Annotated in this window: 18 protein-coding genes and 3 tRNA genes; 9 read left to right on the forward strand and 12 right to left on the reverse strand. The window is 71.5% G+C overall.

Annotated features, from left to right (window positions below):
- The first annotated feature begins 12 nt into the window (after nucleotides 1-12).
- From GLX30_RS24095 to dnaG, 3 genes are all read left to right on the forward strand, one after another.
- On the forward strand, nucleotides 13-1,356 hold the full coding sequence (locus GLX30_RS24095; RefSeq protein ID WP_159692249.1) for a deoxyguanosinetriphosphate triphosphohydrolase: 1,344 nt from the start codon (nucleotides 13-15) through the stop codon (nucleotides 1,354-1,356).
- A 154-nt stretch (nucleotides 1,357-1,510) separates the two neighbouring features.
- Nucleotides 1,511-2,782 carry an FAD-dependent oxidoreductase gene (locus tag GLX30_RS24100; protein WP_159692251.1) on the forward strand — a complete coding sequence of 424 codons (1,272 nt, stop codon included), beginning with the start codon at nucleotides 1,511-1,513 and terminating at the stop codon, nucleotides 2,780-2,782.
- A gap of 34 nt (nucleotides 2,783-2,816) precedes the next feature.
- A complete protein-coding gene (gene dnaG / locus GLX30_RS24105) occupies nucleotides 2,817-4,727 on the forward strand; it encodes a DNA primase (protein WP_159692253.1) in 1,911 nt (636 codons plus the stop codon).
- 41 nt (nucleotides 4,728-4,768) lie between these two features.
- Here dnaG and GLX30_RS24110 read toward each other — a convergent pair whose 3' ends face one another.
- Genes GLX30_RS24110 through GLX30_RS24115 form a run of 3 tightly spaced genes read right to left on the reverse strand, consistent with a single transcriptional unit; the run spans nucleotide 4,769 to nucleotide 6,361 of the window.
- Nucleotides 4,769-5,827, reverse strand: coding sequence for a nucleotidyl transferase AbiEii/AbiGii toxin family protein (locus GLX30_RS24110; RefSeq protein ID WP_279632606.1), 1,059 nt, complete (start codon nucleotides 5,825-5,827; stop codon nucleotides 4,769-4,771).
- The gene (locus GLX30_RS35460; protein ID WP_244258273.1) at nucleotides 5,748-5,924 is read right to left on the reverse strand and encodes a hypothetical protein; all 177 of its coding nucleotides are present in this window, start codon (nucleotides 5,922-5,924) and stop codon (nucleotides 5,748-5,750) included. The genes GLX30_RS24110 and GLX30_RS35460 overlap by 80 nt, the downstream gene beginning before the upstream one ends.
- On the reverse strand, nucleotides 5,921-6,361 hold the full coding sequence (locus tag GLX30_RS24115; RefSeq protein WP_244258274.1) for a hypothetical protein: 441 nt from the start codon (nucleotides 6,359-6,361) through the stop codon (nucleotides 5,921-5,923). Before GLX30_RS24115 ends, GLX30_RS35460 begins: the two co-directional genes overlap by 4 nt.
- 188 nt (nucleotides 6,362-6,549) lie before the next feature.
- Between GLX30_RS24115 and GLX30_RS24120 the strand changes: the two genes are divergently transcribed.
- Nucleotides 6,550-7,650 (forward strand): RNA polymerase sigma factor, encoded by a 1,101-nt coding sequence (locus GLX30_RS24120; protein ID WP_159692257.1) that lies wholly within the window; start codon nucleotides 6,550-6,552, stop codon nucleotides 7,648-7,650.
- A 67-nt stretch (nucleotides 7,651-7,717) separates the two neighbouring features.
- Here GLX30_RS24120 and GLX30_RS24125 read toward each other — a convergent pair whose 3' ends face one another.
- From GLX30_RS24125 to GLX30_RS24140, 4 genes are all read right to left on the reverse strand, one after another.
- Nucleotides 7,718-9,640, reverse strand: coding sequence for an ABC transporter ATP-binding protein (locus tag GLX30_RS24125; protein WP_159692259.1), 1,923 nt, complete (start codon nucleotides 9,638-9,640; stop codon nucleotides 7,718-7,720).
- The gene (locus GLX30_RS24130) at nucleotides 9,637-11,370 is read right to left on the reverse strand and encodes an ABC transporter ATP-binding protein (RefSeq protein ID WP_159692261.1); all 1,734 of its coding nucleotides are present in this window, start codon (nucleotides 11,368-11,370) and stop codon (nucleotides 9,637-9,639) included. Before GLX30_RS24130 ends, GLX30_RS24125 begins: the two co-directional genes overlap by 4 nt.
- Before the next feature lie 117 nt (nucleotides 11,371-11,487).
- A complete protein-coding gene (locus GLX30_RS24135; RefSeq protein WP_159692263.1) occupies nucleotides 11,488-12,933 on the reverse strand; it encodes an FGGY family carbohydrate kinase in 1,446 nt (481 codons plus the stop codon).
- 67 nt (nucleotides 12,934-13,000) lie between these two features.
- Complete coding sequence (locus tag GLX30_RS24140) at nucleotides 13,001-13,300, reverse strand: YtxH domain-containing protein (RefSeq protein WP_159692265.1); 300 nt, start codon at nucleotides 13,298-13,300, stop codon at nucleotides 13,001-13,003.
- 172 nt (nucleotides 13,301-13,472) lie between these two features.
- Here GLX30_RS24140 and GLX30_RS24145 point away from each other — a divergent pair.
- The 3 genes from GLX30_RS24145 to GLX30_RS24155 all read left to right on the forward strand — a co-directional run bounded on the left by GLX30_RS24145 (nucleotide 13,473) and on the right by GLX30_RS24155 (nucleotide 13,908).
- Nucleotides 13,473-13,545 (forward strand) — tRNA-Asn (locus tag GLX30_RS24145).
- A gap of 5 nt (nucleotides 13,546-13,550) precedes the next feature.
- Nucleotides 13,551-13,623: transfer RNA gene (locus tag GLX30_RS24150), tRNA-Asn, on the forward strand.
- Nucleotides 13,624-13,834: 211 nt separating this feature from the next.
- Nucleotides 13,835-13,908: transfer RNA gene (locus GLX30_RS24155), tRNA-Ile, on the forward strand.
- Between the two features lie 79 nt (nucleotides 13,909-13,987).
- On the opposite strand, the gene GLX30_RS24160 is transcribed toward GLX30_RS24155, so the two are convergent.
- Both GLX30_RS24160 and GLX30_RS24165 read right to left on the reverse strand, forming a co-directional pair.
- Nucleotides 13,988-14,665 (reverse strand): histone deacetylase, encoded by a 678-nt coding sequence (locus GLX30_RS24160; protein ID WP_159692267.1) that lies wholly within the window; start codon nucleotides 14,663-14,665, stop codon nucleotides 13,988-13,990.
- A gap of 94 nt (nucleotides 14,666-14,759) precedes the next feature.
- Complete coding sequence (locus tag GLX30_RS24165; protein ID WP_159692269.1) at nucleotides 14,760-15,176, reverse strand: VOC family protein; 417 nt, start codon at nucleotides 15,174-15,176, stop codon at nucleotides 14,760-14,762.
- 497 nt (nucleotides 15,177-15,673) lie between these two features.
- Between GLX30_RS24165 and GLX30_RS24170 the strand changes: the two genes are divergently transcribed.
- Nucleotides 15,674-17,620 carry a ricin-type beta-trefoil lectin domain protein gene (locus tag GLX30_RS24170; RefSeq protein ID WP_208545476.1) on the forward strand — a complete coding sequence of 649 codons (1,947 nt, stop codon included), beginning with the start codon at nucleotides 15,674-15,676 and terminating at the stop codon, nucleotides 17,618-17,620.
- Here GLX30_RS24170 and GLX30_RS24175 read toward each other — a convergent pair.
- Complete coding sequence (locus GLX30_RS24175; protein ID WP_167306857.1) at nucleotides 17,613-18,401, reverse strand: VOC family protein; 789 nt, start codon at nucleotides 18,399-18,401, stop codon at nucleotides 17,613-17,615. The genes GLX30_RS24170 and GLX30_RS24175 overlap by 8 nt on opposite strands.
- 262 nt (nucleotides 18,402-18,663) lie before the next feature.
- Here GLX30_RS24175 and GLX30_RS24180 point away from each other — a divergent pair, with 262 nt between their 5' ends.
- Nucleotides 18,664-22,353 (forward strand): S8 family serine peptidase, encoded by a 3,690-nt coding sequence (locus tag GLX30_RS24180; protein WP_159692273.1) that lies wholly within the window; start codon nucleotides 18,664-18,666, stop codon nucleotides 22,351-22,353.
- A 51-nt stretch (nucleotides 22,354-22,404) separates the two neighbouring features.
- Here GLX30_RS24180 and GLX30_RS24185 read toward each other — a convergent pair whose 3' ends face one another.
- Together GLX30_RS24185 and GLX30_RS24190 are read right to left on the reverse strand one after the other, a co-directional pair.
- Complete coding sequence (locus GLX30_RS24185) at nucleotides 22,405-23,751, reverse strand: carboxyl transferase domain-containing protein (protein WP_159692275.1); 1,347 nt, start codon at nucleotides 23,749-23,751, stop codon at nucleotides 22,405-22,407.
- Complete coding sequence (locus tag GLX30_RS24190; protein WP_159692277.1) at nucleotides 23,744-25,189, reverse strand: acyl-CoA synthetase; 1,446 nt, start codon at nucleotides 25,187-25,189, stop codon at nucleotides 23,744-23,746. Before GLX30_RS24190 ends, GLX30_RS24185 begins: the two co-directional genes overlap by 8 nt.
- Nucleotides 25,190-25,563: the final 374 nt, after the last annotated feature.

Consider the following 25,563-nt stretch of genomic DNA (forward strand, 5'->3'; position numbering starts at 1 on the left):
TACCTTCGGTGCATGGACGGTACCACCAGCACCACAGGCACAGGCACACCCCCGGGCCACGGCACGGGCAACGGCACCGCCCCCGACGGCTACGATGCCGCAGCCGTCGAACGCTGGGCCGCCGAGCCCGACAAGCGTCCCGGCCGTACCGCCTTCCAGCGCGACCGCGCCCGGGTGCTGCACTCCTCCGCGCTGCGCCGCCTCGCCGGGAAGACGCAGGTCGTCACCCCCGGCACCCGCAGCCTGGCCTGGGACGCCAGCCCCCGCACCCGGCTGACGCATTCGCTGGAGTGCGCGCAGGTCGGGCGGGAGCTGGGCGCCGCGCTCGGCTGCGACCCCGATCTCGTCGAAGCGGCGTGCCTCGCCCACGACATGGGCCATCCGCCGTTCGGTCACAACGGCGAGCAGGCGCTGAACGAGTTCGCGGAGGACTGCGGCGGCTTCGAGGGCAACGCCCAGTCACTCCGCCTGCTGACGCGGATCGAGCCCAAGCGTTTCGTGCACGCGCCGGAGACGGGCGAGCCGGTCAGCGTCGGTCTGAATCTCACCCGGGCCGCCCTCGACGCGGCCACCAAGTACCCCTGGCCGCGCGGCGGCCATCCGACCGAGCCCGGCTCGGGGAAGTTCGGGGTGTACGAGGACGACGTGCCGGTCTTCGAGTGGGCCCGCCTCGGCGCCCCCGCCTTCCGCAAGTGCCTCGAGGCACAGGTGATGGACTGGTCCGACGACGTCGCCTATTCGGTGCACGACTTCGAGGACGGTCTGCACGCCGGGCACATCGACACCGACTGCCTCATGTCGGAGACCGAGCGCGCGGGCATCTGGTCGGTGGCCATCGGGCGGTACGTGCCGCACGACACCGAGCCGCAGGAACTGTCCGAGGCTCTCGACCGGCTGGTCGACCAGGCATGGTGGCCGCACCACTACGACGGTTCCGCGGTCGCCCAGGCCCGGCTGAAGGACGCCACCAGCCAGCTCATCGGCCGGTTCGCGCTCGCCGCCGAGCGCGCCACCCGGCAGGCGTACGGCGATGGCCTGCTCACGCGGTACGGGGCGGAGCTGGTCGTCCCGCGCGCCACGCGCAACGAGTGCGCCGTACTGAAGGCGGTGGCCGACCGCTACGTGATGCAGCGCGCAGAGCAGGAGGCGCTCCGCGCCGACCAGCGCGTGGTGCTCGCCGAGCTGGCGCAGGCGCTCACCGCCCGCGCGCCGGAGGGGCTGGAACCACAGTTCCGTGCCATGTTCGAGGCGGCGAAGGACGACCGGGCGCGCAAAAGGGTGATCGTCGACCAGATCGCGAACCTCACGGACGCCTCCGCCCGCACCCTGCACGTCCGCCTCACCGCCCGCAGCTGAGGAAAGGCGCGACGACCACGGGAACATCCGTGCCCCGCACCGAACGATTCGTCCGTTTTTGACACGCCGGAGGGCACCCCCTCTTCCGCCATATCGCTCTGTGCGGGACGCTCGCTGAAGGCTGCGCTGCGGAGAAGCAACGAGGAGGCATCACGTGGTCGACGCACATCGGACATTCGTCATCGTCGGCGGTGGGCTGGCGGGGGCCAAGGCCGCCGAGACCCTCCGTGCCGAAGGGTTCACCGGGCGAGTGATCCTCATCGGCGACGAACGTGACCACCCCTACGAACGTCCGCCGCTGTCCAAGGCGTATCTGACCGGCAAGGACGAACGCGACAGCGTCTTCGTCCACGAGCCCGCGTGGTACGCCCGGGCCGACATCGAACTGCACCTGGGTCAGACCGTCGTGTCCATCGACCGCGAGTCCCGCTCCGTGCGCCTCGGCGACGGAACCGTCGTCCACTACGACAAACTGCTGCTCGCCACCGGCGCGGAGCCCCGCCGGCTGGAGATCCCCGGCACCGGCCTGGCCGGCGTCCACCATCTGCGCCGCCTCCCCCACGCCGATCGGCTGCGCCATGTGCTCGCCGCCCTCGGCCGCGACAACGGCCACCTGATCATCGCCGGCGCGGGCTGGATCGGCCTCGAGGCCGCCGCCGCGGCCCGCGGCTACGGTGCGGAGGTGACCGTCGTAGAGCCCGAGGCGACCCCGCTGCACCAGGCCATCGGCCCGGAACTCGGCCAGTTCTTCGCCGAACTGCACCGCGAGCGCGGCGTCCGATTCCACTTCGGTGTCCGTCTCACCGAGATCATCGGGCAGGACGGCATGGTCCTCGCGGCCCGCACGGACGACGGCGAGGAGCACCCGGCACACGAGATCCTCGCCGCCATCGGTGCGGCCCCGCGCACCGCGCTCGCCGACGCGGCGGGCCTCGACCTCGCCGACCGGGCGGAAGGCGGCGGCATCGCCGTCGACGAGAGCCTGCGCACGTCCGACCCCGACATCTACGCCGCGGGCGACGTCGCCGCCGCCCGGCACCCGCTGCTCGGGACCCGGCTGCGCGTCGAGCACTGGGCGAACGCCCTGAACGGCGGCCCCGCCGCCGCCCGCGCCATGCTCGGCCAGGACGTGAGCTACGACCGGGTCCCCTATTTCTTCTCGGACCAGTACGACCTCGGCATGGAGTACTCGGGCTGGGCCCCGCCCGGCTCGTACGACGAGGTCGTGCTCCGCGGAGACGTCGGAAGGCGGGAGTTCGTCGCCTTCTGGCTCAAGGACCGCAGGGTGCTCGCCGGGATGAACGTCAATGTGTGGGACGTCACCGCACCGATCCAGCAGCTGATCCGGACCCGGACGGAGGTGGACCCGCAGACGCTCGGCGATCCGGGTGTGGCGCTCACCGACCTCGTGAACCTCTCCGACTGACGGGAGTGTCGCCGCGTCACCGTAGAATTCACGCGTGGCAGGCAGGATCAACGATGACGACGTGAAGGCGGTCCGGGACGCGGTCCCGATCGACGCCGTCGTTTCCGAGTACCTCCAGCTGCGCAACGCAGGCGGGGGGAACCTGAAGGGCCTGTGCCCCTTCCACGACGAGAAGTCTCCTTCCTTCCAGGTCAGCCCGAGCAAGGGTCTCTTCCACTGCTTCGGCTGCCAGGAAGGCGGCGACACGATCGCCTTCGTGATGAAGATCGACCATCTTTCGTTCTCCGAGACGGTCGAGCGTCTCGCCGCCCAGGCGGGCATCACCCTGCGCTACGAGGAGGGCGGGTACAACCCCTCCCATCAGAGGGGCGAGCGGATCCGGCTCGTCGAGGCCCACAAGATCGCCGCGCAGTTCTACGTGGAGCAGCTGGACGGCCCCGAGGCCGAGATCGGCCGGAAGTTCCTCGCGGAGCGCGGTTTCGACCAGGCCGCCGCCCAGCACTTCGGCGTCGGCTACAGCCCGGCAGGCTGGGACCACCTCACCCGCTATCTGCGCGGCAAGGGGTTCAGCGACAAGGAGCTGACCCTCTCCGGACTGTCGCAGGAGGGCAGGCGCGGCCCCATCGACCGTTTCCGCGGCCGCCTGATGTGGCCGATCCGGGACATCACCGGGGAGGTCGTCGGCTTCGGCGCCCGTAAGCTCCGCGACGACGACAACGGCCCGAAGTACCTGAACACACCCGAGACGGCGATCTACAAGAAATCGCAGGTTCTGTACGGCATCGACCTAGCCAAGAAGGAGATCGCCCGCACCAGCACGGCCGTCGTCGTCGAGGGCTACACCGACGTCATGGCCTGCCACCTCGCCGGTGTCACCACCGCCATCGCCACCTGCGGCACGTCGTTCGGCGGCGATCACATCAAGATCCTCCGGCGGCTGCTGATGGACAATGCCACCGCCGAGGTGATCTTCACCTTCGACGGCGACGCGGCCGGCCAGAAGGCGGCACTGCGCGCCTTCGAGGACGACCAGAAGTTCGCGGCCGAGACGTCGATCGCGATCACACCCGGCGGGATGGACCCGTGCGAACTTCGGCTCGCGGAGGGCGACGAGTCGGTGCAGAAGCTCGTCGAGACGCGCACGCCCCTCTTCGAGTTCGCGATCCGGCAGATGGTGAGCCGCCACAACCTGGAGACTCCCGCCGGCCGCGCGGCAGCCCTCGACGAGGCCGCCCCGATCGTCGCCGGCATCAAGAACGTCGCCATCCAGCACGAGTCGGCCGTGCAACTGGCCGGCATCCTCGGCATCCTCGACACCCAGTTCGTCGTCAAGCGGGTCGCCCAGCTCGCCCGCTGGGCCCGCGACCGCGGCGGTGACCGCGGTGACCGCAGGGGCGGCCCCTCCAGGGCATCGCACCCCGCGCCCGGCGCGCCGGCCCAGGCCGCGTCGTCGGGCCCCGCGATCAATCTGCGCAGCCCCGCCCACCGCACCGAACGGGAACTGCTCAAGCTGGCCCTCCAGCACCCCGAGCTGGTCTCCCCGGCCTTCGACGCGTACGGCGTCGACGAGTTCACCGCCCCGCCGTACGCCGCGGTCCGCCGGACCATCGAGGAGGCGGGCGGCGCGGAGCAGGGCACCCGGGACACCTCCGGCTACCTGGCCCGCGTCCGCGAAGCCGCCCCCGACGACACGGTGCGCGCCCTGGTCACCGAGCTCGCCGTGGAGGCCGTGCACGCCCGCGCGGTCGACGAGGTGTACGCGGGCATGCAGCTCGTCCAGGTCCGTCTGCGCGCCGTCGACCGCCGCATCCGCGAGGTCCAGGGCACGATGGCCCGCCTGGGCGCAGGCGGCGACCCGGAGCGCTACGCGGCGGTGGCGAACGAGCTGTGGGTGCTCCAGCAGTACGCGCAGTCGCTGCGCAACCAGGGCGCGGCCGCGCTGTAGGCCGTCAGCACGTCCGGCGCCGGCGGCGCCGTCCGCGACGCCTACGCGGCGAACGTGGGCGCCAGCGCGGCCAGCAGCCGCCGGACGTACTCGTCCCTGTCGTCGGCGAACTGAGGGTAGTCCAGGACGAAGTGGTTCCAGTCCAGGTGCTTCAGGGACTCCCGGAGGTCCTCCAGGCGGAGCTTCTCCTGGCCACCGGACGGCATCTCGTTCCCGGACAGCCGGAACACCTCCTGGAGGAGCGCGTTCCCCAACGGGGCCCGTTCGGCCAGCAGTACCGCGTCGTACAGGTCCTTGCCCTGCGGATACAGGTCGTCGATCAGCCACACCACCTTCCAGGCGAGGGACAGTTCGAGGGTCGCCGTCAGCAGCGGCACACCGCACACGGTCTCGGACCGGGGTTCCACCGGCAGCTGCTCGTTGAACACGAAGTCGAGCTGGACCTGCCCGGCGGGCAGCCCGGGCGCCTGCCACGGCAGCACCATGCGGCGGCCCGGCACCCGCTCGTACGTCCAGATGTACTCGGACTCGGCGCCGGCCGCATCGATGACCGGACCGCCTCCCCGCTCCTCCGTGCAGCGCTGCGCCGCCGACGCGATGTCGTCGAGCATCGTCGTGGTGCGCTCCTCCTCGATGCGCCGGTCCGCGGGGACGACGACGAAGTCGAGATCCTTCGGCTCCCGCGCGGCTTCACCGAACCGGTCCGCCAGCAGCATGCTGCCGCGCAGCACCAGCGAACCGGCCCACCCCGAACGGGAGACCGCGGTGACGACGCTCTCCAGCGCGCGTCGTCGCGCCGCCCCCAGGCGGGGCGCAGCTCTTCGGGCACCACGGAGTCGGCGGGCCGGTACGCGCTGTCGAAGTGCTTCAGGGCAGGGTCGAACAGCCGGTGCCTGGACGCGCCGGACCCCACGCCCACGTGCAGGGTGCGCGGCAGCTCCGTCCGGCGCCGCAGGCGCTCCGCCTTCGGCTCCGCCGGGTCGTCGGGACCACCCGGAATCGTCGGCTCCCAGTTCGCGTTCATCGTTCCGCCCCCTCGTCGATCCAACCGTCGTCCACCGACAGGTCGCTGTCGTACAGCACGAACTCCCGCTCCTCACCGACGATGTCGAACCCGTCCGCGGTCAACTCGGCCATCAGCGCGTCACATGCCGCGCCCGCCTCCTCGGCGGGGACGCCGCGGCGGCGCTGCGTCACGAACCGTTCGTGCCGGCCCCCGACGCCACCCGGCGTGCGTTCCACGACAGATGCGCACCGTGGCGCACTGCCAGGGCCGTCAGCGCCTCGCGGTCGAAGTCCTCCTCGAGCAGCAGCTTCAGATGGTGCTCGAAGTAGCCGCCGTCCGTGGTGCGCACCTCCGGTGACCACGGCGTGGTCTCGATCTTCACCCGCACCGGGTCGAAACCACCGGCGCGCAATCGCGCCACCAGCCGGTCGGCCGCCGTCCGTTGGGAGGCCAGGTCCTCGGTGCCCCGCAGGGTCAGCATCGGCTGGGACACCATCCGGCCCCGGGCGAGCACGATGTGCGTCACCTTCAGACCCGCGGCCCGTGCCCACGAGTCCAGCCCGGCGCGCGCCGCATCGTCCGTACAGCGCACCGTCACATGGGTCTCGAATTCGCACAGCCTGTTCACCGGCGCAGTTTCCCAAAGGGAGGGATGTCCGGCATCCGAGTAACCGGCCGGTCACGCACGGGTCTCAAAAAGTGGTCGCACGCCCCTCGTGGCGGTGATGTGTCGTACCCCACACTGGGTGGCGGTGCCTGAGCCCTCGGAGCTGCCCCCGCCCCCCGACCGGCAGCGATCACCCTGGAGGTCGCCCCGTGCAGACCCAGACCCTGACCGAGACCCATACCGACGCCGTCGCGGCAGTCCTCGCGACCGCGGTCGAGCAGGTGCCCGCGCAGGGCCTGCCCGCCGGGCACCCCGACGCCCTGCCGGGCAGTCTGATCGAGGAGGCGGTCGATCCTCCGGAGCCCCCTCGGCGTGCCGGGCGCGGCGCGGACACCGGCGGCCCGTCCTCCGACCTGTTCCGCCAGTACCTGCGGGAGATCGGCCGCATACCGCTGCTGACCGCCGCGGAGGAGGTCGAGCTCGCCCGCCGGGTCGAGGCCGGGCTCTTCGCGGAGGAGAAGCTCGCCAACACCCCGGACCCGGACTCGCAGCTGGCCGTCGACCTCGACCGGCTCGTCGTCATGGGACGGATGGCCAAACGGCGTCTCATCGAGGCGAACCTCCGCCTCGTCGTCTCCGTCGCCAAGCGGTACGTCGGCCGCGGCCTGACCATGCTGGACCTCGTCCAGGAGGGGAATCTCGGCCTGATCAGGGCGGTGGAGAAATTCGACTACGCCCGCGGCTACAAGTTCTCCACGTACGCGACGTGGTGGATCCGCCAGGCCATGTCCCGTGCCCTCGCCGACCAGGCCCGCACCATCCGGGTGCCGGTCCATGTCGTCGAACTGATCAACCGCGTGGTGCGGGTCCAGCGCCGGATGCTCCAGGAACGGGGCTACGAGCCCACACCGGAAGAGGTCGCCACGCACCTCGAACTGACCTCGGAGCGGGTCAGCGAGGTGCTGCGGCTGGCCCAGGAGCCGGTGTCCCTGCACGCCCCGGTGGGCGAGGAGGACGACGTCGCCCTCGGCGACCTCATCGAGGACGGCGACGCGGCGTCCCCCGTCGAGTCCGCCGCGTTCCTGCTGCTGCGCGAACACCTGGACGCGGTGCTGTCCACGCTGGGCGAGCGCGAACGCAAGGTGGTCCAGCTGCGCTACGGCCTGGACGACGGCCGCCCCCGCACGCTCGAGGAGATCGGCCGCCTGTTCGGAGTGACCCGCGAACGTATCCGCCAGATCGAGTCGAAGACCCTCAACAAGCTCCGCGACCACGCGTTCGCGGACCAACTCCGCGGCTACCTCGACTGACGGGGCCTTCGCCCCGGACCTCGCGCCGCCGTACGCGGTGGCGGGTCCGGGGGTCCGGAGCCTCCCGTCACTCCACTTCCACCACCGCCTGCGCGAACTGTGCCGTGTACAGCCGGGCATACGCCCCGTCCGCCGCCAACAACTCTTCGTGCGTGCCCTGTTCGACGATCGACCCGTCCTCCATCACCAGAATCACGTCCGCGTCCCGGATGGTCGAGAGACGGTGCGCGATCACGAAGCTCGTCCGCCCGTGCGCGAGCCGCGCCATCGCCTTCTGGATCAGCACCTCCGTGCGGGTGTCGACGGAGCTCGTCGCCTCGTCCAGCACCAGGATCACCGGATCCGACAGGAACGCCCGCGCGATGGTGATCAGCTGTTTCTCGCCCGCGCTGACGCCCGAGCCCTCGTCGTCGATGACGGTGTCGTAGCCGTCGGGCAGCGTGCGGACGAACCGGTCGGCGTGCGCGGCCCGCGCCGCCTCCTCGATCTCCTCGCGAGTGACCTCACGTGAGGCTCCGTACGCGATGTTCTCCGCGATCGTGCCCCCGAACAGCCAGGTGTCCTGGAGCACCATTCCTATCCCGGAACGCAGGTCCTCACGGGACATCTTGGCGATGTCCACGCCGTCGAGCGCGATCCGCCCGCCGGTCACCTCGTAGAACCGCATCAGCAGATTGACCAGCGTGGTCTTGCCCGCACCCGTCGGGCCGACGATGGCGACGGTGTGCCCCGGCTCGACGGCGAGCGACAGGTCCTCGATGAGAGGCTTGTCGGGGTCGTAGCGGAACGACACCTTCTCCAGCGAGACCTGGCCGCGGGGCCGCTCGAGCCGCTCCGAGGACGGGGCGTCCGTCTCCTGCTCCTCGGCGTCCAGCAGCTCGAAGATCCGCTCGGCGGACGCGACGCCCGACTGGACCAGGTTCGCCATCGAGGCGACCTGGGTCAGCGGCATCGAGAACTGCCGCGAGTACTGGATGAACGCCTGCACATCACCGATCGACAGCGAACCGGACGCGACCCGCAGACCGCCGACGACCGCCACCAGCACGTAGTTCAGGTTGGAGATGAAGAACATCAGCGGCTGCATCATGCCGCTGTTGAACTGCGCCCTGAACCCGGCCTCGTACAGTGCCTCGTTCTGCTCGGCGAAGCCCTGCGCCGACTCCTCCTGGCGACCGAAGACCTTCACCAGCGAGTGGCCGGTGTACATCTCCTCGATATGGGCGTTGAGAGCGCCCGTCGACTTCCACTGCGCCACGAACTGCGGCTGCGACCGCTTGCCGACCTTCGCCGCCACGAAGACGGACACGGGCACCGTCACCAGAGCGACCAGCGCCAGCAGCGGTGAGATCCAGAACATCATCGCCAGCACACCGACGATGGTGAGCAGCGAGTTGATCATCTGACCCATCGTCTGCTGCAGGGTCTGCGAGATGTTGTCGATGTCGTTGGTGGCCCGGCTGAGCACCTCACCGCGCTTGGCCTTGTCGAAGTACGACAGCGGCAGCCGCGACAGCTTCGCCTGTACGTCCTCGCGCATCCGGTACACGGTGCGGTTGATGACCGTGATCGACAGTCGCGTCGCCACCAGCATCATCAGTCCGGCGGCCACGAACACCGCCAGTGCCATGAGCAGGACGTCACCGACGGCGTTGAAGTCGATGCCCTCTCCGGGGACGAAGTCCACACCGGAGAGCATGTCCGCGAGACCGTCGTCGCCGCTCCGCCGCATGCCCTCCAGCGTCTGTTCCTTGGAGGTGCCCGCCGGCATCTGCCGGCCGACGATCCCGGCGAAGATCAGGTCGGTCGCCCGGCCGAGGATCTTCGGCCCGACCACCGAGAAGGCGACGCTCAGCACACCGGCCGCGAGCATCACCCACAGCGTCGCCCGCTCGGGCGCGAGCTGCCGCAGCAGCCGCTTGCCCGAGCCCTTGAAGTCCATCGATCGCTCGACGGGACCCGTCATCATGCGTCCACCCGGCCCGCTCATGCGGCCTCAGCCTCCGTCAGCTGCGAGAGCACGATCTCTCGGTAGGTCTCGTTGCTCTCCATCAGCTCGTGATGGCTTCCGGTCCCCACGACCCTGCCCTCGTCGAGGACCACGATCCGGTCCGCGTCGCGGATCGTCGACACCCGCTGGGCGACGATCACGACCGTCGCGCCCGACGTCTCACGGGCGAGCGCCTCACGCAGCGCCGCGTCCGTGGCGTAGTCGAGTGCCGAGAACGAATCGTCGAAGAGGTAGATCTCCGGCCGCTGGACGAGCGTCCTCGCGATCGCGAGCCGCTGGCGCTGCCCGCCGGAGACGTTCGTGCCGCCCTGGGCGACGGGGGCGTTGAGCCCGCCCTCCAGCGCGCGTACGAAGTCGGCCGCCTGGGCCGTCTCGAGCGCCTGCCACAGTTCTTCGTCGCTCGCGTCGGGCTTGCCGTAGCGGAGGTTGGTCGCCACGGTCCCGGAGAAGAGGTACGGCTTCTGCGGAACGAGACTCACGGTCCTCGCCATCAGCGCCGGCTCGAGCTCCCGCACGTCGACCCCGTCGACGAGCACCTCCCCGCCCGTCACGTCGAACAGCCGCGGCACCAGGCCGAGCAGCGTCGACTTGCCGCTGCCCGTGGAGCCGATGATCGCGGTCGTCTCGCCCGGGCGTGCCACCAGGTCGACGCCCCGCAGCACCGACGCCTCGGCCCCGGGGTAGCGGAAGTCGACGCCCCGTACCTCCAGCTGACCGCGGCTGCGCAGCTCCGTCACCGGAGCGAGCGGCGGCACCACGCTCGAGTCGGTGTCCAGCACCTCCTGGATGCGCTCCGCGCACACCTCGGCGCGCGGCACCATCATGAACATGAAGGTGGCCATCATCACGGCCATCACGATCTGCATCAGATAGGCGAGGAACGCGGTCAGCGCGCCGATCTGTATGGCACCGCTGTCGATGCGCTGGGCGCCGAACCAGACGACGGCGACCGAGGAGACGTTCACGACCGTCATCACGGTCGGGAACATCAGCGCCATCAGCCGGCCTGTGGACATCGAGACGTCGGTCAGCTCCTGATTCGCCTCGCGGAAGCGCCCCTTCTCGTACTCGTCCCGTACGAAGGCCCTGATCACGCGGTTGCCGGTGATCTGCTCGCGCAGTACCCGGTTCACGGTGTCGAGCCGCTCCTGCATGGTGCGGAACAGCGGCCGCATCTTCTTCACGATCAGCGAGACGCAGATGCCGAGCACCGGCACGACCGCGAGCAGCACCGCCGACAGCGGCACGTCCTGGCCGAGCGCCATCACGATGCCGCCGACGCACATGATCGGCGCCGACACCATCAGTGTGAACGCCATCAGCACCAGCATCTGGACCTGCTGGACGTCGTTGGTGGTACGGGTGATGAGGGACGGCGCCCCGAAGTGGCCGACCTCACGGGCGGAGAAGCTCTGCACCCGGCCGAAGATGTCGGCACGGACGTCGCGCCCGAGAGCGGCGGCCGTCCGCGCCCCGTAGAACACGGCCCCGATGTTGCAGAGCACCTGGACGACGCTGACGCCGATCATCAGGGCGCCGAGGGCCAGGATGTATCCGGTGTCGCCCTTGACGACACCGTTGTCAATGATGTCCGCGTTCAGGGTGGGCAGATAGAGGGTGGCGCTGGTCTGCAGCAGTTGCAGCGCCACCAGGAAGCCAATGGGTTTCTTGTACGGACGGAGATAGGTCCGCAGCAGTCGTATCAGCACGCGCTGTCTCTCGGGCTCGGCAAGATCGGGGGTTCACCCCATCTTCCGACACCGGGTCGGCAAAACCCCAAGGGTTTTCCCCAAGCGCCGGTCAAGAACAGCTTGTGCGACCGCGCGTCACGACATGGCGCCGAACGCCCCGGGGTGGATCTGGTCCCGCGTCGCCCCGTACTGCTGACGCACCGCCTGTCCGACCGCCAGTTCCTCGCCCGGCTCGAACACCTGCGCCGCGGCGCCCTGCCAGGTCGGCGGGACCTGCGGGGACAGCGTGCCCTGTGCGACGCCCAGCGCCCAAGCGGCCTGCCGGGCCGCGCCCAGGGCCGCGTAGTCGGCCGGCTGCGGCACGACGACCTGCGCGCCGAAGATCGCCGGTGCGAGCGCCTGTACGGCGGGCAGCTCGGCGGCCGCTCCCAGCAGGAACACCCGGCGCACCTCCACGCCCCGCCGGCGCAGCACGTCCATCGCGTCGGCCAGCGAGCAGAGCATGCCCTCGAACGAGGCCCGGGCCAGGTGCTCCGGCTTCATCGACTCGCGCCGCAACCCGGTCAGCGTGCCCGCGGTGTGCGGCAGCTGCGGTGTCCGCTCGCCCTCCAGGTACGGCAGCAGCACCAGCCCGGACGAGCCGGGCGTCGACTTCATGGCCAGTGCCGAGAGCTCGGAGAGGTCGGCGACCCCCAGCAGTTCGGCGCTGCCGCGCAGGGCACGCACGGCGTTGAGGGTGTGCACGACCGGCAGATGCATCCCGGTCGCGTCGGCGAAAGAGGTGATCGTCCCGCTCGGGTCGGGCAGCGCCTCGTGGTGCACGGCCATCACGGAACCGGACGCCCCCAGAGACACGACAGCGTCCCCGACGGCCACCCCGAGACCGAAGGCCGCCGCCATCGTCTCGCCGGTGCCCGCCGAGATCAGCAGCCCTTCCGGTGTGGTGCCGGCGGCTTCCGCGGGGCCGAGCACCTCGGGCAGGGCGCACGGCTGCCCGAGCGCCAGCTCGACGAGATCGGAGCGGTACGCCCCCGTGCCGGCCGACCAGTAGCCGGTGCCGGAGGCACCGCCGCGGTCCGTGGTCCTGCGGGCCGGGCGGCCCAGGAGCTGCCATACCAGCCAGTCGTGCGGCTGCATCACGGCGGCGACGCGACGTGCCGCGTCCGGCTCCGCCCTGGCGAGCCAGCGGAGCTTCGCCACCGGCTGCCCGGCCTGCGGCACCGAGCCGACCGCTTCCGCCCAGGCCTGCCGACCACCGAGGGCGTCGATGAGGTCGGCCGCGGCGGCCTGCGCCCGCTTGTCGTTGCCGAGCAGGGCCGGGCGCACCGGAGCGCCCTGGGCGTCCAGCGTGATCAGGCCGTGCTGCTGCGCGGAGACCCCGATCGCCTGGACGCCCTCGAGCAGGCCGCCGGTGGCCGCCTCGCCGAGCGAGAGCAGCCACGCCTGCGGATCGATGTCGGTGGCCTTGGGTTCCACGGGGTGCGGCGCATACCCCTGACGCAGCACGGCTCCCGTGTCCGCGTCGCAGACGACGATGCGCGTGAACCCAGACGAACTGTCCAACCCGGCGACTATCCCCATGTCCGGAATTCTGCCGTACGCGGGCGGTGTCCGGCGTCACGCCGGCCGGACACCGGGACCGGCCGCCTCAGGTGTTGGTCGTTCCCCAGTCGTCCTCGGCGCCGCCGCCTCGCTCCCTGAGCGAGCGAACCCGGTCCGCCACCGAGTCGGGAACCCGGTCGCCGACCTTGTCGCTGACCGCGTGGAAGGCTTTGCCCGCCGCCTCGCGGCCGTTGTGGGCGGCGGACTCGGCGGCGTTACGGACCGCCGGGTTCTGCGAGATCTGTCGCGCGGACTTCTTGAGCTGCTCGTAGCGCTCGCGCCCGGCCCGTGTCCCGAGCACGAAGCCGATGGCCAGTCCCGCGACGAACGTGAGCTTGTACCGCATGGGTGACACCCTTCCGTTGCGTCGGTGCTGCCCGCCTACCCGTCGGGACCTGTGATCACCCGGCGCCATACCGATTGGCGGAGCACCCCCTGGTTGCGCTAATGTATGTGTCGCAGCGAGCGCACGCCCCCTGGGACGCCCCGGGTAGGTACGTTCGGTGCACACGCAGCAATCCCCTGTAGCTCAATTGGCAGAGCAGCCGGCTGTTAACCGGCAGGTTACTGGTTCGAGTCCAGTCGGGGGAGCGCGATCCCCTGTAGCTCAATTGGCAGAGCATTCGGCTGTTAACCGGAGGGTTGCTGGTTCGAGTCCAGCCGGGGGAGCAGATAGGAAGAGGGCCCCTCGGGGCCCTTTTTCATGTGTGCGTATGCCGGCCCGGGCAGCCCGTTCGGTGTGTTCCCGGCTGCATCCGGAACCGCGTGGGCCGCGGCGAAGTCCTCATGGTCGAGCGTTGTCGACCATGCGAGGCAGGAGATCGTATGACCGGCTATGCTGCGGCAGACGGCGCGCACAAATGTGCGCGACGCGCCGTTAGGGGCGGTAGCTCAGCCGGTTAGAGCAGCGGACTCATAATCCGTCGGCCGTGGGTTCGAGTCCCACCCGCCCCACCCAAGGAAGGTAGGGGGAAACGTCTCTCCTCCTCGTGAGGCGCGCGGCATCCCTTCCGATTCCTCCGCGAGTTCACTCTCACGGCCCCTCGAGCCCCTCGATCAGCGTGGTGAGCTCGCTCAGTGTCCAGGCCTTCGCCGCTCCCGGGCACCGGGACAGGTAGCGGGCCACGGCCGACGGCTCCCAGGTGCCGTCGGCGCACAGCCCGTGGGCCAGATGCAACAGGTACGGGGCCGAAGGCTTGTTCCAGGTCACCTCCGACAGGCGCCACGGTGCGGTGAAGGTGAGTACGGGGATGTCCTCGAGGTGGCCGAGGAGGACCAGCGTCTCGTACCGCCCGGGGCCGAGGGTGGCTCTGCCGTCGGTGAGCACTGCTGCAAGGTCGAGGTCCTTGCCGGGGACTTCGTACATCTCCTGCGCGGCGATGTCGGAGAACTGCTGCACGGTGACGAGATGGGCGCGGCCCCTGACGAAGCCGTCGGCGGTGGGGTCGTAGAAGGCCCGGCCGCCCTGCCATACGGGGGACTCGGTCGCGAAGTACAGCGTTCCCGGGAACTCGACCGGTGCGGAGCGCACGGGTGGGCGCCGGTCACGGCAGCCCGGGTAGGTCCGCGCCGCGCCGGGGGGCCGGCCGCCGGTGAGGTAGTACCGCAGCCGGCCGGTGTCCATGTTCGAGCCGTACGACGCGTACCAGATGTGCTCCGCGGCGCGCGTCGGTGCTGCCGGTGCGGTGACGAGGCGGTGGACGAGGGTCACGGACGACTCCGCTGACGGGTGTCTGGGAGGTTCCAGGCTACGGGGTGGTGTGCGGCCGGGACGGCCGCACACACGCACCGGGCGGAGGGCCGGGTCAGCCCTGGCTCTCGTTGATGTTGACCATCCAGGAGATGCCGAACCGGTCGACGCACATGCCGAACGTGTCGCCCCACATCTGCTTCTCGAGGGGGACATTCACCGTGCCGTCGGCGGAGAGCTTCTCCCAGTAGCCGCGGAGCTCGCCGGCGTCCTCGCCGCTCAGGCTGATCGAGAAGTTGTTGCCGGGCTTGTGCTCCATCCCGGGCGGGGTGTCGGCCCCCATCAGCGTGAAGCCGCGCTCGGTCTCGAGCATGCCGTGCATGATCTTGTCCGCATCGGTGGGTGAGGTCTCGCCGCCGATGTCGGAGTAGGTGTTCAGCCGCAGGTTTCCGCCGAGGACGCTTTTGTAGAACTCCATGGCCTCGCGCGCGTTGCCGGCGAAGCTGATGTACGGGTTGAGGCGAGATGGCACGGGACGCTCCTTTTGTGGGGTAAATCGGTTTCTCGCAGGGTAATTGCCCCGGTCCCGCTTTTTGCCGCCACACGCGGTCGGCCCCCGCGGGGTGTGGGCGGCTGATCCGTGCGCTGGGGCGCTGCAAGCCGGGCAGCGGTCGTGGCTGCCGCTTGGCGTGATTGCCGCTTCCGTCAACCACGGCCGTCGGAATGCTTCTCCATTGTTGTACTTACTCAAGTTCCAGAAAGCGGTGTCCCTGCCCGAAAGTTGCCTTGACCGGCACGTTGTGAATGGTCGGGGTTCCGGAACTCTTGTTAGTGACAGGCGAGTTGTGTAAGGGTGAGCCCCCTCACACCCGAACAGCACAGCTCGGATCAACCGTTCGAATTCCATTGCGGTGGCCAACTCCAAAAGAGCGTCGAGCCGCCCCGCTCGAAGGTATGTACCAACCGGTGCACTTCTTTCGGTCCCACACAGCAACCCCCCACCGCATTGCCATGGATGGAAAGACGTCAATGCAACATCCCCGCACGCCCGGAACCGCCCCTTCTTCGCAGCCCGGCCGCACCCCCGGGGTCTCCGACGAGGAGCTCGCCGCCGCACTGCAGGCCGGTGGAGGGGGTCTTGAAGTCCAGCCGATGGCCACGCTGCTCGCCCGGCACTGGCAACCCGTGTTCGACTACGCCTCAATCTGTGCGACCTCGAACAAAACCGCTTCGATGCTGACCACCGCGGCTTTCGCGCAGCTGATGGAAAGTCTGGCGCGCAACGCGGCCGCAGGGGCGCTGAGGCCCCATCTTCTGGTGACCGTCCGTCATATCGCCAAGGCGTGGGCCGGCGACCCGACGGTGGCCTCGGTACTGACCGGACTCATGAATCCGGAAGGCCCTGGGGAAAACAGGCAGTTGGTCTCCCGGGCTTTCCATGTAATGCCGATGACCGCTCAGGTTCTCCTGTGGCATGCCGAGGTCGAGGCCGAGGGCATATCCATACCAGCAGGTTTGTCGGGGCTTGATCCGCGTGTCGCCTCCGCCCAGCTCGAGCAGGCACGCGAACAGTTCAGGCAGGCCTGTGTGCGGGTCCACCGGGACTACGCGCCGACCGCGGAGTGCCGGCACTACAACCGTCTGCTCGACATCTCACTGCGCCGGGGCGGGGTCCTGATCCCCGACATCCAGGTGCATCTGTCCGAATGCTCGTACTGCCGGTTCGCCGCCGACCAGCTGCGGCAGTCCGGTGGGCGGCTGGGCGTGCTGCTCGGGGAGGCGCTGCTCGGCGGCGCGGCCGGGCCGTATCTCGACTCGCGGCCGGGGAGGCGGCGCAGGGCCGGGGCGGTGCGGGACGCGGCCGGTCCCGCCGCCCGCGGCCCGAGGGGGAGCGGCCGGCACTCACGCGGCGGGGGGGCCCGCACGCTGCGGAGCCTCGCCCTGAAAGGCCGCCGTATCGCGGCGGTCGGCATCGCGCCCGGAGCACTGACCGTCGGGGCCGCGGCGGCCGTGACCGGGCTGCTCGTCCTCACCCTGGCGTCGGCCCTCTGGGAGGACGACGACAAGCAGGCCGGCCCGTCCGTCCCCAGCGGCGCCGTCACCGGCACCGCCCCGCCCGCGTCCGGGCCGGGCACACCCCGACCCTCCGCCCCCGACCCGACGGCCACCTCGGCCAACCATCCGGCGGCCCCGCTGACCACCGGCCTGCGCAACGCAGAGGCCGGACTGTGCCTCGACATCACCGCCCCCGCGCCGCAGGCCGGGACGGAGGTGACCATGGCGGCCTGCTCCCGAGCGGCCACCCAGAAGTGGGTGTACGAGAGCGACGGCCGGCTCCGCAGCTCCGCCGCCCCCGCGCTCTGCCTCAACTCCCACGGGCTCGATGGCATCGTTGTCCTGGACGGCTGCACCAGCCGGACCGCCCCCGACGCGGTGGACGTCCGCTACGACCTGACCATCCAGGGCCAAGTGGTCCCACGGTGGAACGACCGGCTGGCCATGGTCCCCGCGTCCACGGAGCCGGGGGCGAACGTGGTGGTCAAGGTCCGTGACGAATCGCCCGCCCAGGTCTGGCAGACCGACGCCTCGCCCATGGGGACGCGGCAGCAGTCGGGCACGGGGCAGACGGCTCCGTACGCGGAGGAGGTCAACGGTCCGCCGGCGGCGGACCAGGGGTGCGTCCGCGAGCCGTGTCCCCCGCCGACCGCCGGTCACGGCGCCGCGCCCGGTGAGCCCGGGGTCCGCCACGGCGCCGGCCACGGCGTCGCCCCCGAGGGCGCGCGGGACCCTGCGCAGGAGGGCGTGCGGGGAGGCGAGGCGGAGAAACCGGCGGAGGGCGGCCTCCGCCGGGTCAACGATCCGCCGCCGGACCAAGGGGCGCAGCAGAGCCCTCCGCCTCCGGTGACCGCCGTGGTGACCCGGATCGTGACGCTGCCGCCCGCCGGGCCCGCCACCTCCGTGCCCAGGGTCAGGTGAACCGGGGCATTTCGCCGGCGGTCGTGGTGACGTCGATGACGGAGAAGGCGGCGCCCTGCGGGTCACGGACCGACGCGTACCGTCCGTAGGGGCTGTCCAGCGGCCCCCGCTGCAGCGTGCCGCCCAGCCTGGTGACCGTGTCGATCGCCGCGTCGCAGTCCTCCACGCCGAAGTACACGTTGACGTACGGGTGGAGGTCGGGCGGGAAGTCGTCCGTCATCCGCAGCCGGCCCGCGACGGGTTCACCGCCCAGGTGCCACAGCGTGAAGTCGACCGAGTCCTGCTGCATCCGCTTCGCGTCGTAGGGGAAGAGGGAGCAGAAGAAGTGGTCGGCGCGCTCCACGTCCCTGGTGGTGACCTCCGCCCAGCAGTACGAGCCGGCCTCGCCGGTCTTCCCGAACCCGGTGTGGGCGTCCGGCTGCCAGAGGCTGAAGAAGACACCGCTGGGTTCCTCCGCCGTGACCATCGAGCCGAACGAGCCGACCGGCATCGGATCCATCAGCAGCGCGCCGCCGTTGTCACGAATCCTCTCGGCGGCGGACGCCACGTCGGGCGTGGCGAAGTAGAGGTTCCAGGCCGGCGTTCCGCCCGTGCCCGACATCCGGGGAACGACGGCCGCGACGGCCTTGCCGTCGGAGAACGCCTGCGTGTAGCCGCCGAACTCGGGCGAGCCCTCGTCGAAGGTCCAGCCCAGCAGCTCGCCGTAGAAGTCCTTCGCGGCCTCCACGTCGGGGAACATCGCATCGGCCCAGCAGGGCGTGCCTTCGGGGTGCGCTGCCATCGTCTCCAAGCCTTCCTGCCCGTCGGGTCTCTCCCGTCGCACGCTATGCGCCCCTGTGCCGGGCCGCCCGTCGGGCGCGCCGGGCGGCCCCGGCCCGGCGCCGTCGCACCGTACGTCCCGGCTCCGGAACGACCTCTGGCGGGTCGCCGCCATGGCACTTACCCGCCAGTGGAGTCCGGTTCGCAACCGCCTTGATCACCCCGAGACTCTTCGCAGCGTCCGGAGCCACCCCTTCCACCGGGCGCCCCGAGGAGAGTCGTTCATGACCAGAGCACCCGCGAGACGCAGTGCCCGGCTGATCGCCGCCGGCGTGTCCCTCGTCCTGCTCCCCGCCGGGCAGGCCGTCGCCGCCGACCGTGAACCGGTCCACGCCGCGGCGGGGACCGCCGCCAGGACCGCCCAGGCGGCCCACACCGTCACGCTGGTCACCGGCGACAAGGTGACCGTCACGGACCTCGGCAGCGGCCGGAAGTCGGTGGCCGTGCAGCGGCCCGTGGGCGCCGTGGGCGCCGTGCGCAGCGAGATCTCCGACGGGCGGGTCACCGTCGTGCCCGACGAGGCGCGTCCCTACCTGGCCGCCGGCGTGCTCGACAAGAGGCTCTTCGACGTCACGGGGCTCATCGAGCAGGGGCTCGCCGGCCAGGACGGACTGCCGCTGATCGTGAGCTACGCGAAGGGCGCACCGCGGGCGCAGGCCCGTGGCGCGGAGACCGTCCGGGCGCTGCCGAGCGTCAACGGCGCTGCCGTCGAGGCGGCGGCGTCCGGCGAGTTCTGGCGTGCGGTCACCTCCGCGAAGTCACGGTCGGCGTTCGGCGCCGGCGTCGCCAAGGTGTGGCTCGACGGCCGGGTAGAGGCCGACATGGCCGAGTCGAACGCACAGATAGGCACCCCCACGGCATGGGAGGCCGGGCTCACCGGCAAGGGCGTCAAGGTAGCCGTCCTGGACACCGGCGTCGACGCCGGGCACCCCGACCTCAAGGACCGCGTCACCGAGTCCAGGAGCTTCATCGAGGGCGAGGAGGTCGCCGACCGCAACGGCCACGGCACCCATGTGTCGTCCACCGTCGGCGGCAGCGGCGCCGCGTCCGGCGGCCAGGAGAAGGGGGTCGCCCCAGGCGCGGACCTCGCCGTCGGCAAGGTGCTCAGCGACGAGGGCAGTGGCAGCGAGTCGCAGATCATCGCCGGTATGGAATGGGCCGCCAAGGACATCGACGCCAAGATCGTGTCGATGAGTCTCGGTTCGCAGGAGGGCTCCGACGGGACGGACCCGATGGCGCAGGCCCTCAACACACTCTCCGAGGAGACCGGCGCGCTGTTCGTCGTCGCCGCGGGCAACAGCGGCATCCCCGGCTCCATCGGATCGCCCGGCGCGGCCGACGCCGCACTCACCATCGGCGCCGTCGACGCGGCGGACGAGGCCGCCTACTTCACCAGCCAGGGCCCGCGCTTCGGCGACAACGCGCTCAAGCCCGACCTGTCCGCGCCCGGCGTGGACATCCTCGCCGCACGCTCGCAACTCACCGCCGGTGAAGGCCCGTACACCGCGATGAGCGGCACCTCGATGGCCACCCCGCATGTCGCGGGCGTCGCCGCCCTGCTCGCGGAGAAGCACCCCGACTGGAGCGGGCAGCAGCTCAAGGACGCGCTGATGAGCACGTCCGAGCAGCTCGACGCCTCCGCCTACGCGCTCGGCGCCGGCCGGCTCGACGTCCCGGACGCGGTCGGCGCGACGGTCACCGCGACCGGCAGCGCGGGCCTCGGCTTCTTCCGCTGGCCGTACGAGGAGAACGAGCCCGTCACGAAGACGGTCACCTACACCAACCACTCCGACGCGCCCGTCACTCTGGACCTCGCCGTGGAGAACGCCCCGGCCGGGGTGTTCTCCCTCGCCGACACCACGCTCACCGTGCCCGCGCACGGCACGGCGCAGACGTCGATGACCGGCGACGGCACCGGCGCGCCCGTCGGCAACACCTCCGCCCGTATCGTCGCGAAGGACGGGGAGCGCACCGTCGCCCACACCGCCGTCGGGCTGGTGAAGGAGGAGGAGCGCTACACGCTCACCGTCCGCGTCCTCGACCGGGACGGCGCCGCGACCGCGGCCCACCTCGGTGTGCAGAAGCTGGAGAAGGGCAACGACCCGTTCCCGGCGACGGTCGGAGAGTCCGGCACGCTCGAACTGCGGCTGCCCCCGGGCACGTACACCGTCTCCTCGTTCCTCGACGTACGCGGCAGCAACGGCAAGGACTCCCTCGGTCTCGGATTCCTCACGGACCCGGAGGTCACCCTCGACCGGGACCGCGAGATCACCCTCGACGGGCGGACGCTGCGGGAGGCGCGCGCCGACGTCGGAAGGCGGACGGAGACCCGCCAGCTGCTGATGGAGTTCGACCGCGACGCGAACGGTGTCTCCTACGGCGGCGCGGTGCAGGTCCCGCCCATGTACGACAGCATCTTCGCGGCGCCCACCGACGAGCCCGCGACCGGCTCGTTCGAGTACCGGACCGTCTGGCGCCTCGGCAAGCCCATGCTCGACGTCACCGCCGGCGGCAGGCTGCTCGGCGGAGCCCAGGTCCAGGCCGGCACGGCCGTCCTCGACGGGAAGCAGCGGCTGCACATCGCGGACGCGGGCACGGGAACCCCGGCCGACTACGCGGGCAAGGACGTCCGCGGCAAGGCGGTCGTCGTCCGGCACACGGGCGCGGTCAGTCCCACGCAGCTCGCCCAGAACGCGCAGGACGCGGGGGCGAAGGCCCTGCTCGTCACCGACGACGCGCCCGGCCGGCTGATGGCGTGGTTCGGCACGGAGAGCTACGAGGACAGGCCGCTGCACGTCGCCACCGTCGACGCGGCGGACGGCGCCCGCCTGCGGGAGGCGGCCCGCCGCCACGAGCGCCTCGAACTGACCGGCACGCAGTACACGCCGTACGTGTACGACCTTTCGGAGGGCCACCCCGGCGCCGTACCGGACCGCGACCTCCTTTACCGGCCCGGCAAGGGTGAGCTGGCCGTGCTCGACAGCAGGTTCCACGCGGCGAGGCCCGCGGACGGCGGCGAGTTCCGCTACTCGATCACCGACACCTTCCCGGTCGGCTTCGGCTTCGCCGAGAAGATCGCCTTCCCCGTCGAGCGCACCGACTATGTCAGCGCCGGTCCCGGCCAGCGCTGGCACGAGTCCGTCACCACCGGCCCCGGCGCCCTCGAGCAGCGCAGCGGCACCCCCGTCCACCAGGGCGGCAGCCGCTCCGAGCTCAACTGGTTCAAGCCGGTGCTGCACCCGTGGCTGGGCACCGGACTCGGCTGGGGACAGACCCGGACCGGCAACAACCTCGAGTTCAACACGCCCGGCTGGGGTGACTCCGGCCCCGACCACACCGGCTTCGGCGACGTGTGGAGCGATGCGTCGATGACACAGTTCACCGAGGTGTACGCGGACGGCGAGCTGGTGGACCGCAAGATGAGCTCGGGCGCCTACGCCTGGGGTGCCGACCCGGCGGAGAAGACGTACAAGGTGGTCACCGACACCACGCTGGACGCCGAACGGTGGCGGCTGGCGACGAAGGGCCACACCGAGTGGACCGTCCGCTCCGCCGAGACGCCGGCCGACCGGCGGACCGTGCTGCCGATGCTCAACCTCGGCTTCGACGTCGACACCGACCTGCGCGGTGACGTCCGGGCCGGCAAGCGGCTCAATCTCGGGATCTTCGCCGAGTACGTCAAGGGCGCGGCGGACACCGGCCGGATCGGCGGTGGGTCGCTGGAGGTGTCGTTCGACGACGGGAAGACCTGGACGGCCGTGGAACTCGACGGCGCCCGGGGCAGGTCCGCCGCCTGGGAGGGCACGGTCCGGGTCCCGGCGGACGCGGAGTACATCTCGGTCCGCGCCTCCGCGAAGGACGACAAGGGCGGCTCGGTGCGGCAGGAGATCATCCGTGCGGTGGGTGTGAAGTAGCCCGCAGGCAGAGGGAGGCCCGGTACGTGCACCGTACCGGGCCTCCCGCCGTCACCCGGGCCCCACGACCCCTCGCACGACGCCCAGTTCGACCAGGTCCTCCGGGCGCAGCCGCAGCTGGTCCGCGAGGTGCGGCACCTGGTCGGGGGTGCGCTTGAGGATCGCGGCGGCGAGCTCCGGGGCGATGACGGAGAAGTAACTCGCCGGCGTGGCCCAGGTATTGCCCGGCGCTGCCAGCGCCAGCGCGCCCCCGGACCCGCCCTCGCCGATGAGCAGGCCGGTCAGCGGTGTACGCGCGGCGGCGACCGCCGTGAACAGCTCGGCGATGGCCGCGCCGGCGCCGGTGCGTTCCGCCTCCGCGTCGTTGGCGGCGCCCGGGGTGTCGATCAGCGTCAGCACCGGCAGTCCCAGCCGGTCGGCGAGCCTCACGACCCGGGCGGCGGTGCGGTAACCGGCCGGCCTGGTCGCGGTTCCGCCCTGGGCGACGTACGCGACAGGGCGCCCGTCCCGCAGCCCCACCCCGCAGAGCATGCCGGGATCCTCGCCGCCGCACCGGTCGCCGCGCAGCGGCTCGCGGCGCGTGAAGTAGTCGTCGAGATACGCCTCGGCCCGCGGCCTGTCCGCGCCGCGCGCCTGCCGTACGGCGTCCCATCCGGTGCGCGACGGCTCCCCGCCGGCGCCCAGCGCCCGCGGCGGGTCCACGGGCTCCCGTTCCCCGGCCAGGCTCGCCGGGGCGAGCGCCTTCACCCAGAACGCGAGCGTGTCGCGCAGAGAGCCGGGAGGGACGACGGCGTCGATCTGGCCCGCCGCGAGCTGGCCCTCCGCCGTGTACGCGGCCGGGTCCGCGTCCGCCGGACGCACGCGCGAGCCGGCGAAGCCGACCTGGGCGCCGGGCAGCGCGAGGATCACGTCGGCGCCGGCGCCGAGCGTGGCCCAGCCACCGCCGGTCGTCGGATCGCGGAGCACGGCGATGTGCGCCACACCCGCTTCCCGCAGCAGCACCGACGCTCGGGCGACCCGCTGGAGCTGGCCGAGCGCGATCATCCCCTCCTGCATCCGGCTGCCGCCGGTCGCGATCAGCGAGACCAGCGGCAGCCGGCGCTCACGGGCCAGTCCGTACGCGGCCTCCAGCCGGTCACCGGCCCGCTCGCTCAACGAACCGCCGAGGAAGCCGAACTCGAAGGAGATCAGCACGCATTCGGTGCCGCCGACCAGCGCCGTGCCGTAGACGACGGACTCGGCCGAGCCGGTCCGGCGTGAGGCGCGGTCGCGCTGGGCTCCGTAGCCCTCCCAGCCGAGCGGGCCGTCACCCGCGTCGGGCAGGTCGGCGAGCTCCTGCTCGGTGAAGCCGTCGCTGACCAGGGCGATCGCCTCGCGGGCGGACACACGCTCAGCCATGGAGCGCCCGCTTCATGATCTTGCCCATGTCGTTGCGCGGCAGGACGTCGAGGAACCGGACCGTCCGTGGCCGCTTGTGCGGGGCGAGTTGGGAGGCGACGTGGCCCGTCAGCTCCTCCGCCGACGGCGGGTCGGCCGGGTCGGCGGCGACGATCCAGGCGACCACCCTCTCACCCAGGTCCGGGTCGGGCTCGCCGGTCACCGCGGCCTCGCGGACGGCCGGATGGTCGAGCAGCACGTTCTCGATCTCACCCGCGCCGATCTTGTATCCGCCGCTCTTGATCAGGTCGGTGGTCTTCCTGCCGACGATGCGAACGTAGCCGTCCGGCTCGCGCACGGCCATGTCGCCGGTGCGGAACCAGTCCCCGTCGAAGGCGGCGGCCGTGGCGTCGGGCCGGTTCAGGTACTCGGTGAACAGGTTGTCGCCGCGTACCTGGATCTCGCCGATCGTCTCGCCGTCGCGTGCGGTGATCTCCGAGCCGTCCTCGTCCACCAGCCGCAGCTCCACGCCGCGCAGCGGAACGCCGACGGTGCCCGGTCGGGCCTCGCCGTCGACGCGGACGCTGGTGTTCATCAGGGTCTCCGTCATCCCGTACCTCTCGATCACCCGGCGCCCTGTCGCCTCGGCGATGCGAGCGTGGTCGGGCAACGGCAGGGCGGCTGAACCGGAGACCAGCAGCCGTGCACCGGCCAGCGCCTTCGTCAGCTCGGCGTCGTCGTCGAGCGCCTCCGCGAGCCGGTGGTACATCGTCGGCACGCCGAAGAGCATCGTGCCGCCCGAGCCCAGCTCCCGTGCCACGCCCTCCGGGCCGAAGCGGCCCAGATGGCGCACTTCGCCGCCCCGGCGCAGCGGTCCGAGGACGCCGAGGATCAGCCCGTGGACATGGAACAGCGGCAGGGCGTGCACCAGGACGTCGTCGGAGCCCCACTGCCAGGCGTCCTGCAGCGCGTCGAGCGAGGCGGCGATCGCCCGCCGGGGCAGCACCGCGCCCTTGGGCGGGCCGGTGGTGCCGGAGGTGTAGACGATGAGCGCGGGGGATTCGGCCGCCGGCTCCGGGGGCAGTTCACCCGCCGTGCCGGTCACCGCGATGTCGATCCGCTTCAACGACCGCAGGGACGCGGACAATTGGTCGTCCGGGGCGGCGAGCACCGCAGTGGGCCCGCTGTCCGCCAGGATGTGCGCCAGTTCCCGGCCACCCGTCCGCGGGTTCAGCGGCACGACCGGCACGCCGGCCAGCAGCGCGGCCACCACGCCGACCGCGGTCTCGAGGGTGGGGCCGGCCCACAACGCGACCCGCTCCGCCCCGCCGATCCGTAGCGCGAGGGCGCCCGCGGCCTCCCGCAACTGCCCGTAGGTCAGCGACCGTTCCCCGAACCGGAGGGCGATCCGGTCGGTGCCGGTGGCGGTCGCCGCCAGCGCTGGGAAGAGGGAACTCACTCGTCGGCCTCCTGGTGTCGTCGCGTGCCGCACCCGGCGGGTCTCCCGGGACGGCCATTGTCTCCCCCACGCGGAGGAGCCGCCGGGCGGGCGGCTCCCTCCAGGGAACGATGCGCCGGATCCCTCGAGTCCGGCAGGATCGGCGTCCGGCGGGGGAACGCCCGCCGCCCGGTCGGCGCCACGGGGGAGGCCGGCCGGGCGGTGACGGTCGACACCGCCCGACAGGGTTCGCGGCGGGGCCGGAGCGGGCCCGGTGAGGCTTCCGGAGTCCCTGCCCCCTCCCTGGCAGGCCCCGGATCACGCCGCCCGGCTCGGACGGGGCGGCGAGGCTGCCGGTGCCCGGACCCACGCCGCTCCGGTGGCAGGGGCGCCGC

It is taken from the genome of Streptomyces sp. Tu 2975, assembly GCF_009832925.1.
In the GTDB taxonomy this organism is placed as follows: domain Bacteria; phylum Actinomycetota; class Actinomycetes; order Streptomycetales; family Streptomycetaceae; genus Streptomyces.

Bases quoted from the DNA above. Each gene is read 5' to 3' on its own strand.
- GLX30_RS24185 (WP_159692275.1), bottom strand. From the start codon at position 23,751: ATGGCTGAGCGTGTGTCCGCCCGCGAGGCGATCGCCCTGGTCAGCGAC.
- GLX30_RS24170 (WP_208545476.1), top strand. From the start codon at position 15,674: ATGCAACATCCCCGCACGCCCGGAACCGCCCCTTCTTCGCAGCCCGGC.
- GLX30_RS24140 (WP_159692265.1), bottom strand. From the start codon at position 13,300: ATGCGGTACAAGCTCACGTTCGTCGCGGGACTGGCCATCGGCTTCGTG.
- GLX30_RS24135 (WP_159692263.1), bottom strand. From the start codon at position 12,933: ATGGGGATAGTCGCCGGGTTGGACAGTTCGTCTGGGTTCACGCGCATC.
- GLX30_RS24180 (WP_159692273.1), top strand. From the start codon at position 18,664: ATGACCAGAGCACCCGCGAGACGCAGTGCCCGGCTGATCGCCGCCGGC.
- GLX30_RS24125 (WP_159692259.1), bottom strand. From the start codon at position 9,640: ATGAGCGGGCCGGGTGGACGCATGATGACGGGTCCCGTCGAGCGATCG.
- GLX30_RS24095 (WP_159692249.1), top strand. From the start codon at position 13: ATGGACGGTACCACCAGCACCACAGGCACAGGCACACCCCCGGGCCAC.
- GLX30_RS24175 (WP_167306857.1), bottom strand. From the start codon at position 18,401: ATGGCAGCGCACCCCGAAGGCACGCCCTGCTGGGCCGATGCGATGTTC.